This window comes from Novosphingobium soli (assembly GCF_042432915.1).
Lineage (GTDB): Bacteria > Pseudomonadota > Alphaproteobacteria > Sphingomonadales > Sphingomonadaceae > Novosphingobium > Novosphingobium soli.
Map to the genome: position 1 here is coordinate 54075 of NZ_JBHLWK010000010.1, position 25121 is coordinate 79195.

19 protein-coding genes are annotated in these 25121 nt (G+C 69.7%); 13 read left to right on the top strand and 6 right to left on the bottom strand.

Features of this window, described 5'->3' with window-relative positions:
* Positions 1-13: 13 nt before the first annotated feature.
* The 3 genes from ACFFJC_RS06815 to ACFFJC_RS06825 are packed head-to-tail and all read left to right on the top strand — an operon-like array spanning position 14 to position 3148.
* Positions 14-1174, top strand: coding sequence for a sugar-transfer associated ATP-grasp domain-containing protein (locus ACFFJC_RS06815; RefSeq protein ID WP_379486746.1), 1161 nt, complete (start codon positions 14-16; stop codon positions 1172-1174).
* A 37-nt stretch (positions 1175-1211) separates the two neighbouring features.
* Positions 1212-2321, top strand: a complete 1110-nt coding sequence (locus tag ACFFJC_RS06820; protein WP_379486747.1) for a D-alanine--D-alanine ligase family protein — start codon at positions 1212-1214, stop codon at positions 2319-2321.
* Positions 2321-3148, top strand: coding sequence for an NTP transferase domain-containing protein (locus ACFFJC_RS06825; RefSeq protein ID WP_379486748.1), 828 nt, complete (start codon positions 2321-2323; stop codon positions 3146-3148). Before ACFFJC_RS06820 ends, ACFFJC_RS06825 begins: the two co-directional genes overlap by 1 nt.
* A gap of 92 nt (positions 3149-3240) precedes the next feature.
* On the opposite strand, the gene ACFFJC_RS06830 is transcribed toward ACFFJC_RS06825, so the two are convergent.
* On the bottom strand, positions 3241-4077 hold the full coding sequence (locus ACFFJC_RS06830; protein ID WP_379486749.1) for an alpha/beta fold hydrolase: 837 nt from the start codon (positions 4075-4077) through the stop codon (positions 3241-3243).
* A gap of 416 nt (positions 4078-4493) precedes the next feature.
* The gene (locus ACFFJC_RS06835; protein ID WP_379486750.1) at positions 4494-5399 is read right to left on the bottom strand and encodes an NTP transferase domain-containing protein; all 906 of its coding nucleotides are present in this window, start codon (positions 5397-5399) and stop codon (positions 4494-4496) included.
* Positions 5400-5592: 193 nt separating this feature from the next.
* On the opposite strand from ACFFJC_RS06835, the gene egtB reads away from it, so the two are divergent.
* A complete protein-coding gene (gene egtB / locus ACFFJC_RS06840) occupies positions 5593-6900 on the top strand; it encodes an ergothioneine biosynthesis protein EgtB (protein WP_379486751.1) in 1308 nt (435 codons plus the stop codon).
* Position 6901: 1 nt separating this feature from the next.
* Positions 6902-7909 carry an L-histidine N(alpha)-methyltransferase gene (egtD, locus tag ACFFJC_RS06845; protein ID WP_379486752.1) on the top strand — a complete coding sequence of 336 codons (1008 nt, stop codon included), beginning with the start codon at positions 6902-6904 and terminating at the stop codon, positions 7907-7909.
* A 48-nt stretch (positions 7910-7957) separates the two neighbouring features.
* On the opposite strand, the gene ACFFJC_RS06850 is transcribed toward egtD, so the two are convergent.
* The 3 genes from ACFFJC_RS06850 to ACFFJC_RS06860 all read right to left on the bottom strand — a co-directional run bounded on the left by ACFFJC_RS06850 (position 7958) and on the right by ACFFJC_RS06860 (position 11895).
* Positions 7958-8812, bottom strand: a complete 855-nt coding sequence (locus tag ACFFJC_RS06850) for an SMP-30/gluconolactonase/LRE family protein (protein ID WP_379486753.1) — start codon at positions 8810-8812, stop codon at positions 7958-7960.
* A gap of 105 nt (positions 8813-8917) precedes the next feature.
* Entirely contained in the window at positions 8918-10726 is a 1809-nt protein-coding gene (locus ACFFJC_RS06855; protein WP_379486754.1) for an IlvD/Edd family dehydratase, read from the bottom strand.
* Positions 10727-10746: 20 nt separating this feature from the next.
* The gene (locus ACFFJC_RS06860) at positions 10747-11895 is read right to left on the bottom strand and encodes an aldose epimerase family protein (protein ID WP_379486755.1); all 1149 of its coding nucleotides are present in this window, start codon (positions 11893-11895) and stop codon (positions 10747-10749) included.
* 158 nt (positions 11896-12053) lie between these two features.
* Here ACFFJC_RS06860 and ACFFJC_RS06865 point away from each other — a divergent pair, with 158 nt between their 5' ends.
* A complete protein-coding gene (locus ACFFJC_RS06865) occupies positions 12054-13460 on the top strand; it encodes a sugar MFS transporter (protein ID WP_379486756.1) in 1407 nt (468 codons plus the stop codon).
* A 76-nt stretch (positions 13461-13536) separates the two neighbouring features.
* Here ACFFJC_RS06865 and ACFFJC_RS06870 read toward each other — a convergent pair whose 3' ends face one another.
* Positions 13537-14277 (bottom strand): FadR/GntR family transcriptional regulator, encoded by a 741-nt coding sequence (locus ACFFJC_RS06870; protein ID WP_379486757.1) that lies wholly within the window; start codon positions 14275-14277, stop codon positions 13537-13539.
* Between the two features lie 131 nt (positions 14278-14408).
* On the opposite strand from ACFFJC_RS06870, the gene ACFFJC_RS06875 reads away from it, so the two are divergent.
* The 7 genes from ACFFJC_RS06875 (at position 14409) to ACFFJC_RS06905 (ending at position 25104) form a co-directional block, all read left to right on the top strand.
* The gene (locus ACFFJC_RS06875) at positions 14409-15938 is read left to right on the top strand and encodes an aldehyde dehydrogenase (NADP(+)) (protein ID WP_379486758.1); all 1530 of its coding nucleotides are present in this window, start codon (positions 14409-14411) and stop codon (positions 15936-15938) included.
* Between the two features lie 59 nt (positions 15939-15997).
* Positions 15998-17002 (top strand): AraD1 family protein, encoded by a 1005-nt coding sequence (gene araD1 / locus ACFFJC_RS06880; protein ID WP_379486759.1) that lies wholly within the window; start codon positions 15998-16000, stop codon positions 17000-17002.
* Between the two features lie 2 nt (positions 17003-17004).
* The gene (locus ACFFJC_RS06885) at positions 17005-17931 is read left to right on the top strand and encodes a Gfo/Idh/MocA family protein (protein WP_379486760.1); all 927 of its coding nucleotides are present in this window, start codon (positions 17005-17007) and stop codon (positions 17929-17931) included.
* Between the two features lie 23 nt (positions 17932-17954).
* A complete protein-coding gene (locus tag ACFFJC_RS06890) occupies positions 17955-19532 on the top strand; it encodes an alpha-N-arabinofuranosidase (RefSeq protein ID WP_379486761.1) in 1578 nt (525 codons plus the stop codon).
* A complete protein-coding gene (locus ACFFJC_RS06895) occupies positions 19532-20548 on the top strand; it encodes an arabinan endo-1,5-alpha-L-arabinosidase (RefSeq protein ID WP_379486762.1) in 1017 nt (338 codons plus the stop codon). The genes ACFFJC_RS06890 and ACFFJC_RS06895 overlap by 1 nt, the downstream gene beginning before the upstream one ends.
* Positions 20549-20644: 96 nt before the next feature.
* A complete protein-coding gene (locus ACFFJC_RS06900) occupies positions 20645-22078 on the top strand; it encodes a family 43 glycosylhydrolase (protein ID WP_379486763.1) in 1434 nt (477 codons plus the stop codon).
* 191 nt (positions 22079-22269) lie between these two features.
* A complete protein-coding gene (locus ACFFJC_RS06905) occupies positions 22270-25104 on the top strand; it encodes a TonB-dependent receptor (RefSeq protein WP_379486764.1) in 2835 nt (944 codons plus the stop codon).
* Positions 25105-25121: the final 17 nt, after the last annotated feature.

A 25121-nucleotide genomic window follows, 5' to 3' on the forward strand; every position in this document is an offset into this window, starting at 1 on the left:
GGGAGGTGATGCGATGATGTCCGTGACCGAGCTGTGGTACCGCGCGAAGAAGCTCTATTCGATCTATCCCGGCGTGGTGGCGCCCGTCTCGGGCAGCTTTCTGGCCGATCACTACGCCTGGCGCAAGCGTACGCGCGGACGCGCCCGGGCGGCGCTGGACGCGGTGGTGGGCGCGGCGTTCCACGCCTGGGTTCCGTTCCGCGCCCGCGCCGTGGCGCGGCGGCTGGGGCTGGACGCGGGCTGGCGGCGCCGGGCTTCGCGCATCGCCCACGCCCGCTTCGTCGATCCCAACGACCTGGCGCTGTTCCGGATCGAGACCGAAGCCGAGCTGGACGGCTACATCCGGCGCTTCGAGGACGCCGGGCTCAACAAGCTGGTCAATCCCCTGGGCTGGACGCCGGATTGCGTGCTGGCCGACAAGATCCGCTTCTACGCGCGCTGCGCGCAGCACGGACTGCGCCATCCGCAGGTCGCCGCGACGTGGGCCGACGGGGCGCTGCACCTGTACGGCCCGGTGCCCGGCGCGCCGCTCCTGCTCAAGCCGGCGCGGGGCGAGGGCGGGCGAGGCGTGCGCTTCCTCGATCCTCCTGCGGCGGGCGGCGAGGAATGGCTGCGCGACCAGCTTCGGGGCTTGCGCGGGCCGTGGCTGGTGCAGGCCCGAATCGTCCCCCATCCCGCTCTGCGCGACCTGGCGCTGAACGCGCTGCCGACCGCGCGCATGACCACCATCCTCGACGAGGCAGGGCGGCCCGAACTGGTGAACGCGGTCCTGCGCATCCCCTCCGACCCGGCCGCGGCGGTGGACAACATGAAGGCCGGCGGGCTGCTCAGCGCCATCGACCTTGCCGACGGCAGCCTGGAGATCGCCTGCACCGGCTACGGCGGCGGGGAGCACGTTCGCCACCCCGTCACCGGCGCGGCGATCCCGGGACGCGTGCTGCCGGACTGGGCCGTCGCCCGCGCGCTGGTGACGCAGGCCCATGCGCGCGGCTTCGGCGACTATGCGCTGATCGGGTGGGACGTGGGCTTCGCGCCCGACGGACCGATCCTGATCGAGGGCAACGGCAAGCCCGGCGTGCTCATGCCCCAGCGCGCGGGCCGGCGCGGGCTGGGCGGGCAGCGCTACGGCGAGCTGCTGGCGTTGCAGCTTGCCACAAAACGGACGCCAAGCTGAAACAATTGCTTCGCCGAAGCCGGGTACACCGGCCGGCATGCAACATATCCCGGCGACCAGCGGCAGATCCTTCGAAATCCCGGCGGAACCGCTGGCGGTGCCCGATGCCGTCAAGGAGCGGCTGCGGCTGCTCTACGTGGCGAAGCACGCGCGCTCCGCCGGCGGCGCCGATGCCGAGGACGGCACGCATGCGGTCTACCATGCGGAGATCCGCGATGTTCTGCGCGACATCGGGTTCGATCTTCGCGTTGCCGACGACTACCGCGTGCTGTTCGAGCGGCCCGAGGTGGACTTCGTCTTCCCGCTGCTCAACCGCGGCGGCTTCCTCAATTCGGAGATGATGCTGCCGCTCCTCTGCAACCGCCTCGGGCTGCCCTACCTCGGCGGCGGGCCGATCATCCGCGGCACGTCGGACGACAAGCATCTCACCAAGCTGATTGCCCGCTCACGCGGGATCCCCACTGCCGACTGGGCGGTGTACCGGCGCGGCACCGCGGTGGATCCGGCGCGCTGCCCGCGGGCGGAGCGCTACGTCATCAAGCCGAATGCCTCGTCGGCCAGCTGGGGGGTGCGCGCCGCGACCGACTGGGCGGGCGTGCGCCAGGCGGTGGCCGAGATCCAGGAGGAGGGCCACGACGCGCTCGTCGAGCCCTTCATCACCGGCCACGACATCGAGGTCTCGATCATCACCCGCGACGGGCGGCCGCTGATCCTGCCGACGATGATCGTCGAGCAGGAGGACCCCGCCGACCTGCGCAGCTATTCCGAGAAGCGCGACCTGTCCTGCGGCGCGCGGACCTACACCATCCGCCCCTTCCTGGAAGCGGCCCGCCTGCCCGCGATCGAGGCGGCGGCGCTGTCGATGATGGAGGAGTTCGCGCCGTTCGACTACGGCCGGTTCGAGTGCCGGCTGGACGTGGAGACCGGGGCCTTCCAGTTCCTGGAAGTCAACCTCAACTGCAACCTGTGGTCGCGCAAGACGATCAGCATGGCGGCGCGCCTCGGCGGCTGGACGCACCGGGAGCTGATCGAGACGATCCTGTGCGAGAGCCTGCGCCGCAACGGCCTGATCGACCGCGCTTCCGCGGGGTCGACCGGGCGCTTCGAGGCGGTGGAGCCGCGGCGCCCGCTGCCGGTGCCGGCCTGATGTCCGCGCCCCTGCGCACCTGCGCGGTGGTGCTGGCCGGCCGCCGGGAGGGGCAGGTCGACCCGCTCGCCGCCGCGGCCGGGCTGGCGGACAAGTGCCTGGTGCCGGTCGCGGGCCGGCCGATGATCGCGCACGTGCTGGCCGCGCTGGCCGCGTCGCCGGAGATCGGGCGCATCGTCGTCTCGGTGAACGATCCCGAGCTGCTCGACGACATCGAGGACGTGCGCGAGCTGCGCGCAGAGGGGCGCCTGGTGGTGTGCCGGGCGCGCACCAACCTCGTCGACAGCGTGTTCGAGGCGGTCGGCCTGGCGACCTTCCCGGTGCTGGTCACCACCGCCGACAACGCGCTGCTCTCGCCCGCCGCGGTGGGCGAGTTCCTGGCCGGGGCCCGGGCGGCCGGCGCGGAGGTGGCGGTGGCCTTCGCCCGCCGCGCCTCGGTGCTGGCCGCGCATCCCGAGGGGCAGCGCCGCTTCTACCGCTTCGCGGACGAGAGCTACTCCAACTGCAACAGCTACTGGATCGGCGACGCAGCGGCGCTCGGCGTGGCGGAGGTGTTTCGCAGCGGCGGCCAGTTCGCCAAGCACCCGGTGCGCATCGTCCAGGCCTTCGGGTTCGTCAACCTGGTGCGCTTCCACTACGGCATCGGCACGCTGGCCGCGGCCTTCCGCCGCTTCTCCCGCCGCTTCGGGCTGGCCATCCACCCCGTCATCCTCAGCGACGGGGCGGTGGCGATCGACGTCGACAACGCGCGCACGCTCGCCGTGACCGAGGCGATCTTCGCCGCGCGCGCCGCCTCCGCCCCGGTGGAGCACCGCGCCGCCGGGTGAGGCCGCGGGGCCTGGGCGCCCTGCGCGCCGCCACCATCCACGACCGCGCCGCCGGCCCCACGCGCCGCGGCTCTGCCCGCCGCTATCCCCGATCAGCCCTGGATGAAGGCGAGCAGGTCGGCGTTGAGGACGTCGGCGTTGACGGTGAGCATGCCGTGGGAGAAGCCCTCGTAGATCTTCAGCGTGGCGTCGGGCAGGATCTCGGCCTGGAGCAGGCCGGCGTTCTTGTACGGCACCACCTGGTCGTCGTCGCCGTGGAGAACGAGGGTGGGCACGGTGATGGCCTTCAGGTCGTCGGTCTGGTCGGTCTCGGAGAAGGCCTTGATGCCCTCGTAGTGCGCCTTGGCGCTGCCCATCATGCCCTGGCGCCACCAGTTGTCGATGACGGCGGGCTTCACCTCGGCGCCCTCGCGGTTGAAGCCGTAGAACGGGCCGGCGGCGACGTCGCGGAAGAACTGGGCGCGGTCGGCGGCGAGGGCGGCGCGCAGGCCGTCGAACACCGCCATCGGGAGGCCGCCGGGGTAGCGCTCGGTCTGGACCATGATCGGCGGCACCGCGCTGACCAGCACCGCCTTGGCGACGCGGCCCTGCGGGATGCCGTGGCGCGCGACATAGGCCGCCACTTCGCCGCCGCCGGTGGAGTGGCCGACGTGGATGGCGTTCCTCAGGTCCAGGTGCTCCACCACCGCGGCGGCGTCGGCGGCGTAGTGGGCCATGTCGTGCCCGTCGCTCACCTGCTCGGAGCGGCCGTGGCCGCGTCGGTCATGGGCGACGACGCGGTAGCCCTTCGACAGGAAGAACAGCATCTGCGCGTCCCAGTCGTCCGACGTGAGCGGCCAGCCGTGATGGAACACGATGGGCTGGGCGTCCTTGGGGCCCCAGTCCTTGTAGAAGATTGCAACGCCGTCCTGGGTGGTCACGTATGCCATGATGCTGATCCTTTCGTGGTAGAAGAAGCTGGGGAGAGGGCGTGCCGGTGGCGATGAGGGTCATCGGTCGGTCCTCCTGTCGCGCGGCGGCGCCCCGTGAGGTCTTTGTGCCGCTCGCCCGAACTTCCATGAAGAGGGATAAAATGACGCGGTTTGTTCGATGAAATAGAAAAGCGGGCGCGCTGGCGTCGAGGAGACTCGGCAGGGCCAGGCGCGCTTTGTATCCTATAGCACGCAGCGCGTGCGGAGGGGAGCGGGTGGGCGAGGTTTCCATGCTTGGGCAAGCCAGCATGTGCGGGTGATCGGGGGCGGTGAGACTGGGCCTTGGGCGGGCGGTTCTCCGCTGTGCACGCTGTCCATCCCGCTCGGCCTGAGCGTGGCGAAGGCCCCTGCGGCACCACGCGCGGGTGCCGGGCCTACCCCGCCCAGGCGGGGGCCGAGGCCGCGGTGAACGCGGCGCCGGGGCGGGAGGGCGCCGGGGCCAGCAGGAGGCTTTCGGCCAGGGCATGGCTGTCGTCGTCGTCGACGTCGACCGCCTGCGAGCCGTCGTCGAGCACGACCGGCGCCACTTTGAGCGCGAAGCGGCGCGAGAGGCGCTCCGCGGCCTCGGCCAGGGTGACCGCGCGGGCCCACAGCAGCACCAGGTCGACCATCCCCACCGCGCGCGCCACGCGCCAGCGGCGGCGCGCGAACTGGCCGCCGCCGCGGAACGCCTCGGCCGCGCGCAGGGCCTCGGGCCCGCTCGCGGCGTAGAGGTTGCACGCCGCGAAGGCGCCGTCGGCGAAGGCGTGGAACCGTCGCCGGTCCTGCGGATGGACGGCGAGCACGGCATCGCGCGGGGCCATGGCGAACACGGCCTCGGCCCGGTCGAGCGCGGCGATCATCCGGTCGATCGAGCCGGCGGTGAGCAGCGCGTGGTCGGCGGTGGTCACCAGCAGGGCGCCGTCCCAGCCCTGCGCCGCGGCCATGACGCTGTCGACGAGGTTGCGGCGCGCCTCCACCAGCTTGACGATGCCGCGGCCGGGGATCTGCGAGAGCACGTCGAACAGACTGTCGAACGCCTCCCGCTCGATGGCGATCGCCAGGCTCTCCACCGCCGGATGGCTCGCGGCGGTCTGCAGCACGTGCGCGGCGAGGGGGCGTCCGGCCAGCGGGACCAGGCACTTGTGCTGCTGGCCGAAGCGGCGGGCGAGCGGGTCGGGGCTGCCGCCCGCCCCCGCGCCGCCACCCCGGCCGGCGAGCACGATCACCCGGAGGGGCGGGCGGCCGAGGTCCGTGCTGCTCGCATCCGCCGTGATCGAAGGTGGGATCGGTCTGTCCATGGCCGGCCCTTATCCGTCCGGGATGTGACGGCCGCGTGAAGCGTCTGGCGTTTTCGAAGGGCGCGGGCTTTTTGGTGCTGCGGCGAGGGCCGGGACGGAACCGCAGCGCGTGCCGAGCGATACCCTTCTAAGCCCTCCCGGAGCGCCCGGGAGAGTGCGGGCGTGCCCACGCGGGCAGCGGGAAGGAGCGCATATGAAGAACCCGTCGGCCCCGCCCGCGTCCTTCGGCCTGCGGGAGTCGCTGGAAGAGCGCTTCCTGCGCTGCCGCGCGCTCAGCCGCGCGCTGGTTGCGGGGCTGAACGAGGCCGACGCGGCGGTGCAGTCGATGCCCGACGCCTCGCCGGCGAAGTGGCACCTGGCGCATACCACCTGGTTCTTCGAGACCTTCCTGCTGCGCGACCAGGTGCCCGGCTATCGCCTGTTCGACGCGCGCTGGCCGTTCCTGTTCAACAGCTACTACGAGGCGGAGGGCGCCCGGCTGGCGCGGCCCGAGAGGGGCCTGCTGACGCGCCCGACGATGGCCGAGGTGCTGGCCTATCGCGCGCACGTGGAGGAGGCGCTCCTGGCGGCGCTGCCGCGGCTGCTCGAACGGCACGCCGACCTGGTGGAGCTGGGCATCCAGCACGAGCAGCAGCACCAGGAGCTGCTGCTGACCGACATCAAGCACCTGTTCTCGCGCAACCCGCTGGGCCCGGCCTACGCCCGCGCGCCGGGCCGCTTGGCGACGGCGCCGGTGGGGAGCGACCCGCTGCGCTGGATCGCCGGGCGCGAGGGACTGGCCGAGATCGGCAGCACCGGCGAGGGCTTTGCCTTCGACAACGAGCTGCCGCGGCACCCCTCGTGGCTGGCCCCGCATGCGCTCGCCAACCGTCCGGTGACCAACGGCGAGTGGGCGGAGTTCATCGCCGACCAGGGCTACGCCACGGCCTCGCTGTGGCTGTCGGACGGGTGGGACTGGGTCGGGCGCGAGGGGGTGGCGGCGCCGCTCTACTGGCGTCCGCACAGAGGGGGCGGGGCGCAGAGAGAGGGCGGGGAGTGGGAGCACTTCACGCTCGCCGGATGGCAGGCGGTGGACCTTCATGCGCCCGTCACGCACATCTCGTTCTACGAGGCCGACGCCTTCGCCACCTGGGCGGGCGCGCGCCTGCCGACCGAGCAGGAATGGGAAGCCGCGGCCGGCGGCGCGGACCCGCTGTCGGGCAACCAGCTCGACACCGCGGGGGCCGTGGCGCCGCGCGGAGAGCGGGCAGGCGAGGGCTTTGGCGCGCTGTTCGGCAACGTCTGGGAGTGGACCGGCTCGGCCTATCGCCCATGGCCCGGCTACCGTCCGGCCGCGGGCGCGGTGGGCGAGTACAACGGCAAGTTCATGTCGGGGCAGTTCGTGCTCAAGGGCGGAAGCTGCGCCACCCCCCGCGGGCACGTGCGCGCCTCCTACCGCAACTTCTTCCATCCCCACCAGCGTTGGCAGTTCACGGGCCTGCGCCTTGCACGGAGCCTCTGACATGCTCTTCACGCCGACGCGGACCGACGAGACCGCACCCGAGCGCCGCGCGCCCCCGCAGGCCGACCCCGCCTTCCGCGCCGACGTGCTCTCCGGGCTCGCCCGCAGCCAGAAGGCGATCCCCGCGCGCTGGTTCTACGACATGCGCGGCTCGCAGCTGTTCGAGGCGATCACGCAAGTGCCGGAGTACTATCCCACGCGCACCGAGACGGCGCTGCTGCACGCCCACGCTCCGGCGGTCGGCCGCATCCTCGGGGACGACGCGGTGGTGGTCGAGTTCGGTTCGGGCAGCTCGATCAAGACGCGCATCCTCCTCAAGGCCATGCCGCGCGCCACCTACGTGCCGATCGACATCTGCGGGGAGTTCCTGGAGGAAGCCTGCGACGCGCTCCAGGCGCTGTTCCCGGTCCTGCGGATCATGCCGGTGGAGGCGGACTTCACGCGGCCGGTGGAGCTGCCGGTGCCGCTGTCCGGTCCGGGCGCGCGCGGCGCCGCGCTGGGCTTCTTTCCCGGCTCCACCATCGGCAACTTCACGCCGGCCGAAGCGGTGGACCTGCTGCGCTCGATGCGCGCGACGCTGGGGCAGGGCGCGCAGCTGCTCATCGGCATCGACCGGGTCAAGGACCCCGCCCGCCTCGTCGCCGCCTACGACGATGCGCAAGGGGTGACGGCGCAGTTCAACCTCAACCTGCTGGAGCGGATCAACCGCGAGCTCGACGGCACCGTGCCGGTGGCCGACTTCCGCCATGTCGCGCGCTGGAACGAGGGCCAGGGCCGGATCGAGATGCACCTGGAAGCACGCCGGGACCTGGGGTTCGAAGTCGCAGGGCGCCGCTTCCGCATGGCTGCGGGCGAGACGATCCACACCGAGAACTGCCACAAGTACCGGCCCGGCGAAGTGGGCCTGCTGCTGGCCGCGGGCGGCTGGACGCAGGTCGAGCACTGGACCGACCCGCAGGAAGACTTCTCGCTCGTGCTGGCAAGGGCCGAGCGCGAGGCGGCCGGCTAGCCGGCAGGCCGCAGGCGACGGGGCGGGGAGGCGAGCCCCGCCCCGTCGCTATCCGCGATAGATCCCGGCCGGGTTCCCGCGTACGCCAGCGTCCACCTCGAACAGCGCGCCGTCGAAATCCGAAGGCGGCAGGCCGGTCGCGGCCGAGGTCACGAACATGCGGTCCAGATCGTCACCGGCGAAGGCGATGTTGGTGATGCGCCGGGCGGGCAGTGCGATCGAGCGGTCGGGGCGGCCATCGGGAGCGAAGCGAGTGATGCGCCCGCCGTCCCAGTGGGCGACCCATAGGAAGCCCTCGGCATCGGTGGTCATGCCGTCCGGGTAGCCTTCCTCCTCGGAGAAGCGGATGAACGCCTCGCGATCGCGGGCGCCGCCCTCGTCCAGGGCGAATCGGTAGATCACCCGGCGCCCGGTGTCGGTGTGGTAGAGCCAGCCGCCGCAGGGCGAGAAGGCCGGGCCGTTGGTCACGGTGTAGCCGGTGTCGATCACCTGCCATGCGCCCGCGGGCGAGAGGCGGTAGAGCGAGCCGCTCGCCTGTTCCTCCGCCATGTCCATGGTGCCGCACCAGATGGCGCCGTGGCGATCGGCCTTGCCGTCGTTCATGCGGTTGCCCGGCAGGTGCGGTTCGGGATCAGAGCGCGCCCCGATCGCGAGCGGGTCGAGCGCGATCGGCGCCACCCCGTCGCGAAAGCCGCCGACGAGCCCGCCCGAGGCCCGCTCGGCCACCCAGCCCAGCGGCGCGGGCATGTCCCAGCGGTCGATGGCGCCACTGGCGAGGTGAAGGCGGTTGAGCGCCGGGGCGAGGATGTCCACCCAGTAGAAGGCGCCGTCGCGCGCGCTCCACAAAGCGCCTTCGCCCAGCGTGTCGCGCACGTCGCGCTCGATCTTGCGCCAGAGGGTCATCGGTTCTCTCTCCCGGTTCCGAGGCCGTCGGCCGTCTTGCCGTGAGGCCCCGTCGTCTCCCGACAGGCGGGAACGACGGGGCGCGTCACGGCAGTGCCGGCAGGGTCAGTGGTTGTCGCGCGGCAGGCCCATGGTCTGGGCGATGCGCTGGTACTTCTCGGAGCCTTCGAGGATGGCGCCGGTGTCCATCTGGCCCACCAGCGCGCGCTGGATCTCCTGCCACGGCGTCTGCGAGGCCGGGTACGGATAGCCGCCGCTGGCTTCCAGCGCGGCGCGGCGCTGGGCCAGCTCCTCGTCGGAGATCAGGACGTCCACCCTGCCGTTCTTGAGGTCCATGCGCACCCGGTCGCCGGTCTTGAGCAGCGCCAGGCCGCCCATCGCCGCCGCCTCGGGGGAGGCGTTCAGGATTGAGGGGCTGCCCGAGGTGCCCGACTGGCGGCCATCGCCGATGCAGGGCAGCGCGTGGACGCCCTCGGTGATGAGGTAGGCGGGCGGACGCATGTTCACGACCTCGGCCGCGCCCGGGTAGCCGATCGGGCCGGCGCCGCGCATGAACAGCAGCGTGTCCGGGGTGATGCCGGTCGCCGGATCGTCGATGCGGTGGTGATAGTCCTCGGGGCCGTCGAACACCACGGCCGGGCCCTCGAACGCGTCGGGGTCCTCGGGGTTGGAGAGGTAGCGGTCGCGGAACTCCTTGGAGATCACGCTGGTCTTCATGATCGCGGCGTCGAACAGGTTGCCCGACAGCACCAGGAAGCCGGCCTCTTCCACCAGCGGCTGGTCGAAGGTCTTGATGACCTTCTCGTCCTCGATGGTGGCCTCGCGGCAGTTGTCGCCGATGGTCTGGCCGTTGACGGTCATCGCGCCTTCGTGGATCAGCCCCTGCTTGATGAGCTGCGCCACCACGGCGGGCACGCCGCCGGCGCGGTAGTAGTCCTCGCCGAGGTATTCGCCGGCCGGCTGCAGGTTCACCAGCAGCGGGATCTTGTGGCCGATGCGCTCCCAGTCCTTCAGCGGCAGCTCCACGCCGATGTGGCGGGCGATGGCGGCGAGGTGGATCGGGGCGTTGGTCGACCCGCCGATCGCGGCGTTCACGGCGATGGCGTTGTGGAACGCCTCCAGCGTCAGGATGTCGGAGGGCTTGAGGTCCTCGCGCACCATGTCGACGATGCGCTTGCCGGTGTAGTAGGCGCACTCCTGGCGATCACGGTAGGGCGCGGGGATCGCGGCCGAGCCCGGCAGCATCATGCCCAGCGCCTCGGCCAGCGAGTTCATCGTCGTCGCCGTGCCCATGGTGTTGCAGTAGCCGGTGGAGGGGGCGGAGGAGGCGACGAGCTTGATGAAGCCCTCGTCGTCGATCTCGCCCGCGGCCAGCATCTGGCGGCCCTTCCACACGATCGTGCCCGAGCCGGTGCGCTCGCCCTTGTGCCAGCCGTTGAGCATCGGGCCGACCGACAGCGCGATGGCGGGGATGTTCACCGTGGCGGCGGCCATGATCATCGCCGGCGTGGTCTTGTCGCAGCCGGTGGTGAGCACGACGCCGTCCAGCGGGTAGCCGTAGAGCGCTTCGACCAGGCCGATGTACGACAGGTTGCGGTCGAGCCCGGCGGTCGGGCGCTTGCCGGTCTCCTGGATCGGGTGGACCGGGAACTCCAGCGCGATGCCGCCAGCCTCGCGGATGCCTTCGCGGATGCGCTCGGCCAGCACCAGGTGGTGGCGGTTGCACGGCGACAGGTCGCTGCCCGACTGGGCGATGCCGATGATCGGCTTGCCCGAGCGCAGCTCCTCCAGGCTGAGGCCGAAGTTCAGGTATCGCTCGAGGTAGAGCGACGTCATGTCGATGTTCTCGGGGTTGTCGAACCAGGCGCGCGAGCGCAGCTTGGGGCCGGTGTTCGGCGGGGTCTGTTCGGTCATGGGTTCTGGCTTCTTTTCGATCAGCGCGACGACGTGGACACGCGGTAGATCATGACGTGCCGGTAGGGCTTGCCGGGATCGACGCGCGTGGAGGGGAAGTTGGCGTGGTTGGGGGCATCGGGGAACTTCTGCGGTTCCAGCGCGATGCCGTCGCCCATGCGGTAGAGGTGGCCCTGCTTGCCGATGAACGTCCCGTCAAGGAAGTTGCCCGAGTAGAACTGGACGCCGGGCTCGGTCGTCAGCAGTTCCAGCACGCGGCCGGACACCGGGTCCTCCAGCCTTGCGGCCAGCTCGGGGGTCTTGGTCACGCCCTTGTCGAGCGCGAAGTTGTGGTCGAACCCGCGGCCGTAGACGATCTGCTGATCCTTGCCGTCGCGGATGCCCTGGACCACCGGCTTGCCCTTGCGGAAGTCGAAGGGGGTGCCGTCCACCGCGCGCAGCTCGCCGGTGGGGATCAGCGTCGCGTCGACCGGGGTGTAGCGGCTGGCGGGGATCGTCAGCACGTTGGTGGTGGCGTCGCGGTCGGAGCCTTCGCCGGCCATGTTGAAGATGGCGTGGTTGGTGAGGTTCAGGACGGTGGGCTTGTCGGTCGTGGCGTCGAAGGCAATCTGCAGGTTGCCGGACTCGTCGAGCGAGTAGGTGACCTTGGCCTTCACGGTGCCGGGGTAGCCGGCGTCACCGTCCGGGCTGACCAGCGAGAACACGGCCGTGGCGACCTTGCCCGACTTGATCGATTCGAGCTTCCAGTTCTGGACGTCGAAGCCCTTGCCGCCGCCGTGCAGCGACTGGCCATGGTCGTTCTGCGGCAGGGTGTAGGTCTTGCCGTCGAGCGTGAACTTGCCGCCGGCGATGCGGTTGCCGTAGCGGCCGATCGTCGCACCCCAGAAGTTCGGGCGCTTCTCGAAGCCGGCGAGGTCGTCGTAGGCGAGCAGCACGTCCGCGACCTGGCCGTCGCGGTCGGGGGCGTACAGCTTCCACAGGGTGGCGCCGTAGGTCAGGACCGTGGCGGAGACGCCGTTGGCGGCCTTCAGCGTGACGGCGGTGACGGGGGTGCCGTCGGACAGCTGGCCGGCGCTCGCCTGCGTGGCGTCGGCGGCCAGGACCGGGGTTGCAGCGAGCGCTAACAGCGATGCCGCCGTGGTGAGCATGGCCTTGACCGGTTTCCTCATTCCCGTAGCTCCAGCGTTATAATGTGGACGTCGATTTCTATCGATACATGCGTGACGCGGCCATTGACGGCGCCCTGCCGCGCATATAGTCCGACAAATAGAAAGAGCGCAAGCCGGTTTGCCTGAAGACGCGCCGGTTCCGTCTAGAGAGGAATGTCATGCCCCCAGTGGTCTCGTCCGCCGACGCCCCCGCGGTCCACGCGCAGCAGCCGGGCGTCCGCTACGGCCCCGCGCTGACGCTGCTTGCCAGCCTGTTCTTCATGTGGGGCTTCATCACGGTCATCAACAACACGCTGCTGCCGCACCTGCGCAGCGTGTTCGAACTCAGCTACACGCAGACGACGCTGATCGAATCGGTCTGGTTCATCGCCTACTTCGTCGCCTCGATTCCCTCGGCCAAGCTGATCGAGCGGATCGGCTACCAGAAGTCGCTGGTCACCGGCCTGCTCATCATGGCCGCGGGCGCCTGCGGCATGATGCTGGCCGCCAGCATCCCGTCCTATGGGGTGACGCTGGTCATGCTGTTCGTGATCGCCAGCGGCATCACCCTGCTGCAGGTGGCCGCCAATCCCTACGTCGCCGTCGTCGGCAAGCCCGAGACCGCGTCCTCGCGCCTCAACCTGGTGCAGGCGCTGAACTCGGCGGGCACCATGCTCGCCCCGCTCTTCGGCGCCTACCTGATCCTCGGCCGGTCCAAGGGCGGCACCGCCACTGCCGGCACGGTGCTGACCGAAGCCGAGCGCATGGCCGACGCGCACTCGGTGATCCTGCCCTATGGCCTGGTGGCCGTGGTGCTGGTGATCCTGGCGGTCATCATCGCCAAGTTCCCGCTGCCTGCGATGGGCTCGGCCGGATCGCGCGTGGCCAAGGAGGAGCGCAAGCACCTGTCGCTGTGGAACCACCGCAATCTGGTGTTCGGCGTGCCGGCGATCTTCATCTACCTGATCGCGGAGATCGGCGTCGCCAACCTCTTCGTGAACTTCACGAGCCAGCCCGGCATTGGCAACAACGAGGTGATGTGGTGGATCGTCAACGCCTTCAACTCGATCATCGGCGTTATTGGAATTAATCCGTTTGCGCTTCCCAGTCTCGACGTGTTTACACCTCAGGATGCAGGTAATCATCTGGCCTTCCTTTGGGGCGGCATGATGGTTGGCCGTTTCGTAGGTTCGGCGATCATGCATCGCTTCGACGCCGGTAATGTTCTGGCGTTCTTCTCGATCGGCGCTTTTGCGGTCATGATGATCACCGTCTTCGCACATGGCCCCGTAGCCATGTGGTCGCTGATCCTCGTCGGCCTGTTCCACTCGATCATGTTCCCGACGATCTTCACGCTCGGCATCAAGGGCCTCGGCCCGCTGACCGAGGAAGGCTCCGGCCTGCTCGTCATGGCGATCGCCGGTGGCGCGCTGGTGATCGTGCAGGGTTGGATCGCCGACAACTACGGTCTCCAGACCTCGTTCCTGCTGACGGCGGCATGCGAACTCTACGTGCTGTTCTACGCCTTGTGGGGCAGCAAGGTGACCAACGCGGTTCCGGACCCGGTGCCCGCCGCCGCCGAATAATGGGCTGCCCCAAGACAAAAGAAAAACCCCGACGAGCGATCGCCGGGGTTTTTCCTTGTCCCTGTGAGGCGAGGGCCTACTGCTCTCCCATCGAGCTCTTGGTATCTTCCAGCGCCAGGTCGACCAGCACGTTCATCGCTTCCGCCGCGCCGCCCGCGTCGCCGGCGGCGATGCAGTCGTAGACGCGCACGTGATCGGGGATCGGGTTGCGGGGCAGGGCGCGGGCGCGCTGCTTGAACTGGGTGGTCCAGTTCACCGCCGCGCCGATCGAGGCGCTGAGCACGAGCAGGGCGTCGTTGCGCGTGGCCTGCAGGATTGCCTTGTGGAAATCGCGGTCGGCCGCGCGCCCCGCTTCGGTGGTGAGGGTGTGCCGGCGCATCTCGCCCAGCGCATCCTTCATCGCCTTGAGGTCGGCCTTGTCGCGGCGCTGCGCGGCAAGGCGCGCGGCCGCGGGCTCGACGATGGCGCGCAGCTCGAACAGGCTGCGCACGAATTCGATGTCCGGCTCGCCGGCGAAGGCCCAGCCGAGCACTTCGGGGTCGAGCAGGTTCCAGCGGTCGCGGGGAAGCACGCGCGTGCCGGCCTTCGGGCGGCTGGCGACGAGGCCCTTGGCGGTGAGTACCTGGATCGCCTCGCGATAGGCGCTGCGCGAGACCTTCAGCTCCTCGGCGAAGGCGACTTCGCCGGAGAGGATGTCCCCCGGTGCATATTTGCCAGACAAGATTGCCGTGCCCAGCTTATGCGCTATGGCTCCATGCAGCCTTCGTCCGGGACCGCGAGCCCCTTCGTCCGACCTTGAATTTCCATCTGCATTCATCAAAACGGCGTCTGACACGGATATTGGCACCTCCCGGCAGGAGCCTACCAGCCCTTCGTGCGCGAAGGAACGACAAACATTGCGTTTCTCTCGCGTGGGTAATATGTCGGAGTAAATAGGGAGATCCCAGCATGACCGAGTTCCGTTCCATCGTCGCCGCCACCGGTGAGCCGCACGGCGACCCGCTGGTCGTCAGCACGCCCGCGGACGTGGAAGCGGCTTGCGCCGCCGCCGCCGCCGCCTTCGACACCTACCGCGCCACCGACCGCGAGACGCGCGCCGCGTTCCTCGAGCGAATCGCGGACGAGATCCTGGCCATCGGCGATTCGCTGATCGAAGCCTACATGGCCGAAAGCGGCCTGCCCCGCGCACGCGGCGAGGGCGAGCGCGGCCGCACCATGGGCCAGCTGCGGATGTTCGCCGATGTCGTGCGCAAGGGCCAGTGGCAGCAGCTGCGCATCGACCCCGCGCTGCCCGAACGCGCGCCGCTGCCGCGCCCGGACCTGCGCCTGCGCATGATCCCGGTCGGCCCCGTCGCGGTGTTCGGCGCCTCCAACTTCCCGCTCGCCTTCTCGACCGCCGGCGGTGACACCGCCTCGGCGCTCGCCGCCGGCTGCCCGGTGGTGGTGAAGGGCCACCCGGCCCACCCGCTCACCGGCGCGCTCGTCGCGGCGGCGATCAGCAAGGCGGTCAAGGATGCCGGCCTGCCCGAAGGCGTGTTCCAGCACCTCGTGGGTCCGTCGAACGAACTCGGCGCCGCGCTCGTGCAGAACCTCAACATCATGGCGGTCGGGTTCACCGGTTCGCGCGGCGGCGGTCTCGCGCTCGCCAGGCTGGCGCAGGCCCGCGACGTGCCGATCCCGGTCTATGCCGAGATGTCGAGCATCAATCCGGTGCTCCTGCTCCCCGAAGCGCTGAAGGCGCGCGGCGAGGCGCTCGGCACTGCCTTCGTCGGCTCGCTGACGATGGGCGCCGGCCAGTTCTGCACCAACCCCGGCCTGATCCTCGCGATCGAGGGCGAGGGGCTCGACGCCTTCGTGGCCGCCGCCACCACCGGCGTCTCGGAAGCCAAGCGCCAGACCATGCTCACCACCGGCATCGCCGCCGCCTATGCCAAGGGCGTCGAGACGCTCTCGGCCCTGCCGGGCATCGAGAAGCTGGCGGAGGGCGAGATCGGCTCCACCACCTGCGGCGGTGCGGTGCTGTTCCAGACCACGGGCGCGAAGTTCCTGGCCGACAAGGCCATGGGCGACGAGGTGTTCGGCGCCTCCTCGATCATCGTGCGCTGCAAGGACGAGGCCGAGCTGCTCCAGGTGCTGGAGGGCCTCGAAGGGCAGCTGACCGCCACCCTGCACATGGATGCCGCCGACGAGGCGACCGCCTCGCACCTGCTGCCGGTGCTGGAGCGCAAGGTCGGTCGCATCCTCGCCAACGGCTGGCCCACCGGCGTCGAAGTGACGCACGCGATGGTCCACGGGGGGCCGTTCCCCGCCACCTCCGACCCGCGCTCGACCTCGGTCGGCAGTCTCGCGATCGACCGCTTCCTGCGCCCGGTCAGCTACCAGAACCTCGCGCAGGGCGTGCTCCCGCCCGAACTGCGCGACGATGCCTTCGGTGACGGCGCCCCGCGCCTGATGGACGGCACGCTCACCCTCAACTGATCCCAAGCCAAATCCCCGCGGCGCGCCCCCAGAAGGCACGCCGCGGCAGGGAGAGACTCATGACCTACCTTCGCCTGCTCCAGCATCGCAGCGCCGACGGCGCCCGTTCCGTCATCCTCGCCGAGGGCGACGCCGCCCACGTCCTCCCGGGCGTCGCCACCACCCGCGAGCTCGCGCTGCGCGCCATCGCCGCGGGCGTGACGCTGGCCGAAGCCGCCAAGGCCTGCGGCGAGGGTGAAGCGGTCGACATCGCGGCGGAGTTCGCCGCCGGCAACCTGCTCGCGCCGATCGACCACGAGGATTCGGCCCACCTGCTGATGACCGGCACCGGCCTGACCCACCTCGGTTCGGCCGAAGGGCGCGACAAGATGCACCAGGCGGCGTCCTCGGGCAGCAACCTGACCGATTCCATGCGCATGTTCCTGGAAGGCCTCGAAGGCGGCAAGCCGGAAGCCGGCACCGAAGGCCAGCAGCCCGAGTGGTTCTACAAGGGCGACGGCCAGCTGCTGGTCGGCCCGGGCGAGGCGCTGACCATGCCCGCCTTCGCCAAGGACGGCGGCGAGGAACCGGAGCTCGCCGGCATCTACCTGATCGGCGAGGACGGCACGGCCTACCGCCTCGGCCTCGCGCTCGCCAACGAGTTCTCGGACCACGTGACCGAGCGCCACAACTATCTGTGGCTCGCCCACTCCAAGCTGCGCCAGGCCGCCCTCGGGCCCGAGCTGCTGCTCGGCACGCCGCCGCAGAAGATCGAAGGCACCAGCAAGATCGTGCGCAACGGCGAGACGATCTGGGAGAAGCCGTTCCTCTCGGGCGAGGCGAACATGTCGCACACCTTTGCCAACCTCGAGCACCATCACTTCAAGTACGACCTGTTCCGCCGCGCCGGTGACGTCCACGTCCACTTCTTCGGCACCGCGACGCTGTCGTTCGCCGATGGCGTGACCACCGAGGAGGGCGACGTCTTCGAGATCGCCGCCGCGCCGTTCACGCTGCCGGTCTCCAACCCGCTGGCCCGCGCCGCTGCCGCGGCCGAGCCGACCACCACGGTGAAGGCGCTCTGACCATGGACCCGATCCGCATCGCCATCGTCGGCGTCGGCAAGATCGCCCGCGACCAGCACATCCCCGCGATCAACGGCAACGCGAACTTCAGCCTGGCCGCCACCGTCAGCCCGCATCACCGCGGGCCCGAGGGCACCCCGCACTTCGCCAGCCTGGAAGAGCTGATCGAGAGCGGCCCGGCGGTCGACGCCGTGGCGCTCTGCACGCCGCCGCAGGTGCGCTACGACCTTGCCGCCCTGGCGCTTGCCAAGGGCATGCACGTGTTCCTGGAGAAGCCCCCCGGCGCGACGCTGGCCGAAGTGGCCGCACTGGAGAGCCGCGCCGAGAAGGTGGGCGTGACGCTGTTCGCCTCGTGGCACTCGCGCTTCGCCGCGGGCGTCGCCCCGGCCCGCGCCTGGCTCGCCGAGCGCACGGTGAAGAGCGCCAAGATCATCTGGCGCGAGGACGTGCGCGTCTGGCACCCGGGACAGGCCTGGATCTGGGAGCCGGGCGGCCTGGGCGTGTTCGACCCCGGCATCAACGCCCTCTCGATCGCCACGCACATCCTGCCGCGCCCGTTCTTCCTGCGCAGCGCGACGCTGGAGATCCCGGCCAATCGCGCTGCGCCGATCGCCGCCGACATCGAGTTCCGCGACACCGCGGGCGCGACGATCCACATGGACCTCGACTGGCGCCAGACCGGCCCGCAGTCGTGGGACATCGTGGTGGAGACTGACGCGGGCACGCTCAAGCTCTCGAACGGGGGCGCCGTGCTGACGCTGCCCACCGGGACCGAGCACAACGAGGACATGGAATACCCCGGCCTCTACGCGCGCTTCGCCAACCTCATCCGCGGCGGCCGCAGCGATGCCGACATCGCCCCGCTTCGCCTCGTCGCCGACGCTTTCCTGCGCGGCCATCGCCAGACCGTCGAAGCATTCCACGACTGACAACCCCAGGGAGGGGACAGGACATGATCAAGACCATCCGCCGTACCACGCTCGCCGTGCTCATGGCCGCCACCGCGCTCGCCGGCCCGCTCGCCGGCAGCGCGCAGGCCGACACCAACGGCCAGCCCACCACCGCCACGCTGGATGCCGGCAAGCCGGGCCCGGTGTACAACAAGGACGTCTTCACCCAGTTCGCCGAGCACCTCGGCGAGGGCATCTACGGCGGGCTGTGGGTCGGCAAGAACAGCAAGATCCCCAACACCAACGGCTTCCGCAACGACGTCGTCCAGGCGCTGCGCGACCTTTCGGTGCCGGTGATCCGCTGGCCGGGCGGCTGCTTCGCCGACGAGTACAACTGGCGCGAGGGCATCGGCCCGCAGGCCAAGCGTCCGGTGAAGATCAATACCCACTGGGGCGGCGTGACCGAGCCGAACACGGTCGGTACGCACGAGTTCTTCGAGCTGATCCGCCAGGTCGGCGCCGAGGCCTATGTCGCCGGCAACGTCGGCAACGGCACCCCGCGCGAGATGGCGGAATGGGTCGAGTACATGACCTCGCCCGCCGGCAGCCTGGCGGACGAACGTGCCCGCAACGGCCACAAGGAGCCTTGGAAGATCAAGTACTTCGGCGTCGGTAACGAGCTGTGGGGCTGCGGCGGCAACATGCGGCCCGAGTTCGCCGCGGACGAGACCCGTCGCTACGCCACCTTCATCAAGCCGCCCGCCGGCACCAAGATCCTGAAGGTGGCCGCCGGCGCCAACGTCGACGACTACAACTGGACCGAGACGATGATGCGCGTCGCGGCGAACCAGCTCGACGGCGTCTCGCTGCACTACTACGTCCACCCCGCCGGCGGCTGGCCGCCGCGCGCGCCCGCGGTCAACTTCGACGAGCATGGCTGGGCCGATGCCCTCGCCGGCGCCCGCCGCATGGACGAGCTGATCACCAAGCACTCGGCGATCATGGACAAGTACGATCCTGCCAAGCGCGTCTTCCTCGCGGTGGACGAGTGGGGCGCGTGGTATGCACAGGACGAGGGCACACATCCGGGCTTCCTGCGCCAGCAGAACACCCTGCGCGATGCGCTGATCGCCTCGGTCCACCTCGACATCTTCGCCAAGCACGCGGATCGCGTGCGGATGACCGCCATCGCGCAGATGGTGAACGTGCTGCAGGCGATGATCTTCACCGAGGGCAGCAAGATGGTGCTGACCCCCACCTACCACGTCTTCGAGATGTACAAGCCGTGGCAGGACGCGACCGTGCTGCCGATCGACATCCGGTCGCCCTGGTACGGCAAGGACGAGTTCACCATGCCGGCGGTCAGCGGCTCGGCGGTCCGGGCGAAGGACGGCAAGGTCCACGTCGCGCTGTCCAACCTCGACCCGAACCAGCCGAACACGGTGACGATCAAGCTCGACGGCGTGAGCGCCACCGGCGTGACCGGCCGCGTGCTGACCGCTTCGGCGATCAACGCGCACAACACCTTCGACGCGCCCGAGGTGGTGAAGCCCGCCGCTTTCAGCGGCGCGAGCGTGCAGGGCGGCAACCTCGTCGTCACGCTGCCGGCCAAGTCGGTCGTGGTGCTGGAACTGCAGTGATGAAGGCGGCCCTGACCGGGATGACGATCCTCGGGGCGGCGCTGGCGTTTGCCGGCGCCGCCGGGGCCCAGCCGGTCGGCGAGAAGGGCGCCGGGACGCTGAATTCGCAGCTGACCGGCGACCTCGTCGTCCACGATCCGGTGATCATCCGCGACGGCGACACGTATTACGTGTTCAGCACCGTGGGCAAGTACATCGGCATCAAGACCTCGACCGACCTCAAGACCTGGAAGGACGCGGGCTCGGTCTTCGCCGAGATCCCGGCCTGGGCCAAGGAGGCCATCCCCGGCACCGACGGCATCTGGGCGCCCGACATCTCCTATGTGAACGGCGAGTACCGGCTGTACTACTCGGTCTCGACCTTCGGCTCGAACCGCTCCGCCATCGGCCTCGCCACCAGCCCCACGCTGGGCGCGAAGGCCAAGTGGAAGGACCATGGCCTCGTCGTCATGTCCACCAAGGAGGACGACTTCAACGCCATCGACCCGAACTTCGTGGTCGATGCGAAGGGCGGCCAGTGGCTGGCACTCGGCAGCTTCTGGACGGGGCTGAAGCTCTTCGCGCTGGATGCCAGGACCGGCAAGGTCGCACCCGGCGCAGAGCCGTACTCGATCGCCCGCCGCCTCGCGCCGGCAGGTGGACCCGCGCCGGTCGAGGCGCCGTTCATCATTCCCCACGGCGGATGGTACTACCTGCTCGCGTCCTACGACTACTGCTGCAAGGGCGTGAACAGCACCTACTACACCGTCGTCGGCCGGTCCAAAAAGATCACCGGCCCCTACCTCGGCAAGGACGGCAGCGACATGATGCAGGGCGGAGGCACGATCATCCTGCGCGCCGATCTGCAGGAGCAGCAGCGTTTCCGAGGACCCGGGCACGCCGGCGCCTTCACCGACCAGGACGGCACGACCTACCTCGTCTACCATGCCTACGACAAGCAGGCCAACGGCGCCCCCAAGCTGCGCATCGCCCCGGTGCGCTGGGACGCCGACGGCTGGCCCGTGGCAGACTACTGAGACCCACCTGACGGCGCCCCGGCCTTGCTGCCGGGGCGTCCTTTTCAGACCCGGCAGCCCGGCTGCCCCACAGACCGAACCTTTGGAGAGGACGCCATGACCCTGTCGCTTTCGCGCCGCACCTTCGCCGCCGCCGCTGCCCTTGCGCCGATCGCCTGCTCCCAGGCCGGAGAGCGCGTGCTGGGTTCGAGCCCGCCTGCCCCCGCAGCGCCGCTCGCGACCAACCCGCTGGTGCGCCAGCGCGCGGACACGCAGATCTTCCGCCACGGCGACGGCTGGTACTACATGATGGGCTCGGTGCCCGAGTACGACCGCCTGGCGCTGCGCCGCTCGCGGACGCTCGCCGGCCTCGCCACCGCCGAGGAGCGCGTGCTGTGGCGCCACCAGGCGAGCGGCCCGATGTCCGGGTTCCTCTGGGCGCCCGAGCTGCACTACGTCGACGGCCGGTGGATCGTTTACTTCGCCGCCGGTCCCAGCGGGGGCGGCGAGGACGTCTTCCGCATCCGCACGTATGCCGTGGTGTGCGACGGGCCCGATCCCATGACTGGAAACTGGTCGGTTCTGGGCGAGTTCAAGGCGCCCTGGGACAGCTTCAACCTCGATTCGACGATCTTCACCCACCGCGGCGTGCGCTACTTCTCGTGGGCGCAGCGCGAGCCGGGGATCGACACCAACTCCAACGTCTACATCGCGCCGATGAAGGACGCGCTGACGCTGGCGGCGGCGCCCGCGCGCCTGACGGTGCCGACGCTGGACTGGGAGATCCGCGGGTACAAGGTGAACGAGGGGTCGGCCTTCATCAACCGCAACGGCAGGCTGTTCATGACCTACTCGGCCAGCGCCACCGACGCGCGTTACTGCCTCGGCCTGCTGAGCGTGGACGAGACCGCGAACATCATGGACCCGCGCGCCTGGACCAAGTCGCAGGAGCCGGTCTTCGTCACCTGCCGCGAGACCTCGGTCTATGGGCCGGGCCACAACAGCTTCACCGTCGACGAGGAAGGCCGCGACATCCTCGTCTATCACGGCCGCGACTACGAGAAGATCGAGGGCGACCCGCTGTTCAATCCCGATCGCCACACCCGCATCCAGCGCCTCTATTTCGATGCGAAGGGGCAGCCCGACTTCGGGGTCCCGGTCGGCAACGGCCCGCTGCCCGAGCGCCTGACCCCGGCCGTCCGCCGCGATGCCTTCCTGGCGCACGAGGGCGATCGGCTGCTGGCGGGCACGAAGCCGCTGGCGCAGACCCAGTTCCGGTCGCTGCCGGCCGAAGGGGGCGCGGTCCGGCTCTCTCCGATCCTCCGGCCGGACCGGTGCCTCGTCGCGGCGGCCGACGGCACCGTCACGCTGGCACCGCTGAACCGTGCGGGCGGCCAGCCCGGCGCGGATCGGTTCCGGCGCGAGGCGGGGCAGGGCGGCACCGTCCGCTTCGTGGCGCAGGCGTTCCCCGACCGCGCGCTGGCGCATTCCTCCGACAACGTGCGACTCGCCGCGGCCGCCGATCCGGCGTCGGCTTGGATCGCGAGCTGAGCTCTGCCGTCCTCCGCATCCCCGGGAAACCCGTGGTTTTCCCGGGGGTATGCGACTGTTGTGCAACACGGTTCCGAAGATTCTGCCACAGCCCCCGCTTTTCCTCTTGCATCGAAATTGTCCGACTAATAACTAGCCGGAGTAATTCGAGGGGCATGGTAATGGGCCAGCCCCAATGGGAGGGTTGATCCATGGCGCTCAAGCCATTTGCATTCTGCACCGCATCCATTCTCGCCCTGAGCCTCGCCGGCGTTGCGCAGGCGCAGGATGCCGCCGCTGCCCAGTCCGCGGACGACAGCAGCGCCTCCAGCGAGGACATCATCGTCACCGGCGTGCGTGCCTCGATCGTGGGCGCCATCAACAGCCGCAAGGAAAACGTCCAGATCGTCGACTCGATCGTCGCCGAGGACGTGGGCAAGCTCCCCGACAACAACGTGGTCGAGGCGCTCCAGCGCGTCACCGGCATCCAGGTGACCGACCGCGCCGGCGGTGAGGCCGCCGTCATCACCATCCGCGGCCTGCCCGATCCGGTCACCACCTGGAACGGCCGCAACATCTTCACCGCCGCGGGCACTTCGTTCGCGCTGCAGGACGTCTCGGCGAACCTCGTCAAGAAGATCGACGTCTACAAGACGCGCTCGGCCGACCAGCTCGAGTTCGGACTTGCCGGCCAGATCGACGTCCAGACCCGTCGTCCCTTCGACTTCGACGGCCTCACCGTCTCAGGCCTGGCGCGCGGCATCTACAGCGAGCTTGCCGACGAGGTGAACCCCAACGCCGCACTGCTCGTCAGCGACCGCTGGGAGACCGGCATCGGCGAGATCGGCCTGCTGGTGAACGCCAGCTACACCCGCTACAAGTACCGCAACCAGAACGTGCAGGCGGGCGCCCTCGTGCCCTTCGCGACCGAGAACCCGCCGGAGGGAACCTGGCTCACGCCGCTCCAGCGCGTCTTCCCCAACACGGACCCGGACAATCCGTACTGGACGCCCGGCCTCAACGCCGGCCTGCCGACCACGCCCGGCTCGACGCTGAACATCGACGGCGTCCAGGTGCCGTACTACCTCTCGCGCGACGCCGTCATCAGCTCCGACCTCTACGGCAAGCGCGAGCGTCCCTCGGTCAACGCGGCGCTGCAGTGGGCTCCGAACGAGAGCTCGACCTACACCGCCGAGTTCTACTACACCGGCTTCCGCGGCAGCACCTTCAACTCGCTGATGTTCAGCTACGCCGACTGGTGGGGCAGCCTGGGCGACAACCCGGGTGACACCTTCGAGCTCTACGACGGCACCAACGTCATCAAGTCGCGCCGCATGGGCGACGTTGCCGGCTTCAACAGCGGCGACTATGCGACCAACCGGACCGACAGCTACGTCTACGCGCTGAACGCGGACTGGGACGTGGGCGATCGCGGCAAGATCACCGCCGACCTGACCTACCAGGACAGCAAGAACGAGACCTCGTTCTTCGCGATGCGCACCAACCGCGGCCCGCTCGACCTCGACGTCGACTTCAACGCCGGCGGTGGCATTCCTTCGTACAGCTTCGGCACGCCCGAAGTGCTGACCGACCCCAACGCCTGGACCGTGGGCGACCTGTTCGACAACGGCAACAAGGCCAAGGGCAGCGCCTGGACGTTCATGCTGGACGGCCACTACGACTGGGACGAAGGCTTCCTGCGTCGCATCAAGGCGGGCTTCCGCTACGACAACCGCAAGGCCAGCACGTTCGTGCGCGAGCAGAGCTCGGGCGCGCTCGGCGGCACCCTGGCGTCGCTCGGCAGCGAATACGCGTTCACCAATAGCGGCTTCTTCGACGGCCGTGCGGACGTGCCGACCAGCTGGGTGCTGGCCAACGGCCCGGCGCTCTACAAGAACGCGGACGCCATCCGGTCGCTGTACCGGGCGGTGAACCCGGCCCTGCTGCTGTCGGACGAGATGTCGTTCGACCGTGTCTTCGACATCAACGAAATCACCATGTCGGCTTACCTGCTGGCCGATGGCGAGGTCGAAGTCTTCGGTCGTCCCCTGCTGGTCGAAGGCGGCGCCCGGCTCGTGGCGATCGACACCGACTACGACTACTTCGATCGTTACAACGACATGGCGCGCACCAGCGTTTCGACCGGCCAGGTCAAGCTGCTTCCCAGCTTCACCGCGCGGTACGAGATCACGCCGAACCTGCGCGTGCGCTTCAACTACGGCCAGACGCTGCGTCGTCCCGCCTTCGCCGACCTCAACCCGAACGTGAGCCTGACGGGCGATCTCTCGGGCTTGGGCTTCGGCACCGGCTCGGCAGGCAATGCGAACCTGCGCGCTACGGAGTCGAAGAACTACGACCTCGCGCTGGAGTGGTACTTCGAGCGCAACAGCGCGATTTACGTGACGGCGTTCCGCCGCGAGATCGAAGGTCTGGTGGTTCCGCTCACCACGCTCGAGTACATCCCGGACAACCCGATCGTGGGTGGCACGGCGACCGACTACTTCCAGGTCACCCGTCCGACCAACGCGTCCGACGGCGTCCTCAAGGGTGTGGAAATCGGCCTGACCTATTTCCCGACGTACCTTCCGAGCATCCTCGACGGCCTGGGCTTCCAGGGCAGCGCGACGATCCTGGACTCCGAGCAGACGATCCCCGATACCGACGCGGCCGGCAACGCCGTGCTGACCCGCTCGGCGTTCTTCGCGGTGTCCAAGTTCTCGTACAACGCCACGCTCGCCTACGAGCGCGGCCCGATCGGTGCACGCCTCTCGTACGTGTGGCGCAAGGGCTTCCTCAACAACAACGAGGCCCGCGCCTTTGCCAACGCGATCGGCATGTGGCGCAAGCCCGAGGACAGCCTCGACCTTCAGCTGACGCTGAACGTCAACGAAGACATCGCCGTCACCTTCGACGCGGTGAACCTCACCAAGTCGAAGCAGCAGAACTACTACAAGTACGGTGATGCGGGCGGTGCCGACCTGATGAACTCGAGCACTCTCCTTCTCGACCGGACGTTCGCCCTCGGCGTTCGCTTCAAGTTCGACTGATCCGGCCGGAGGCGACG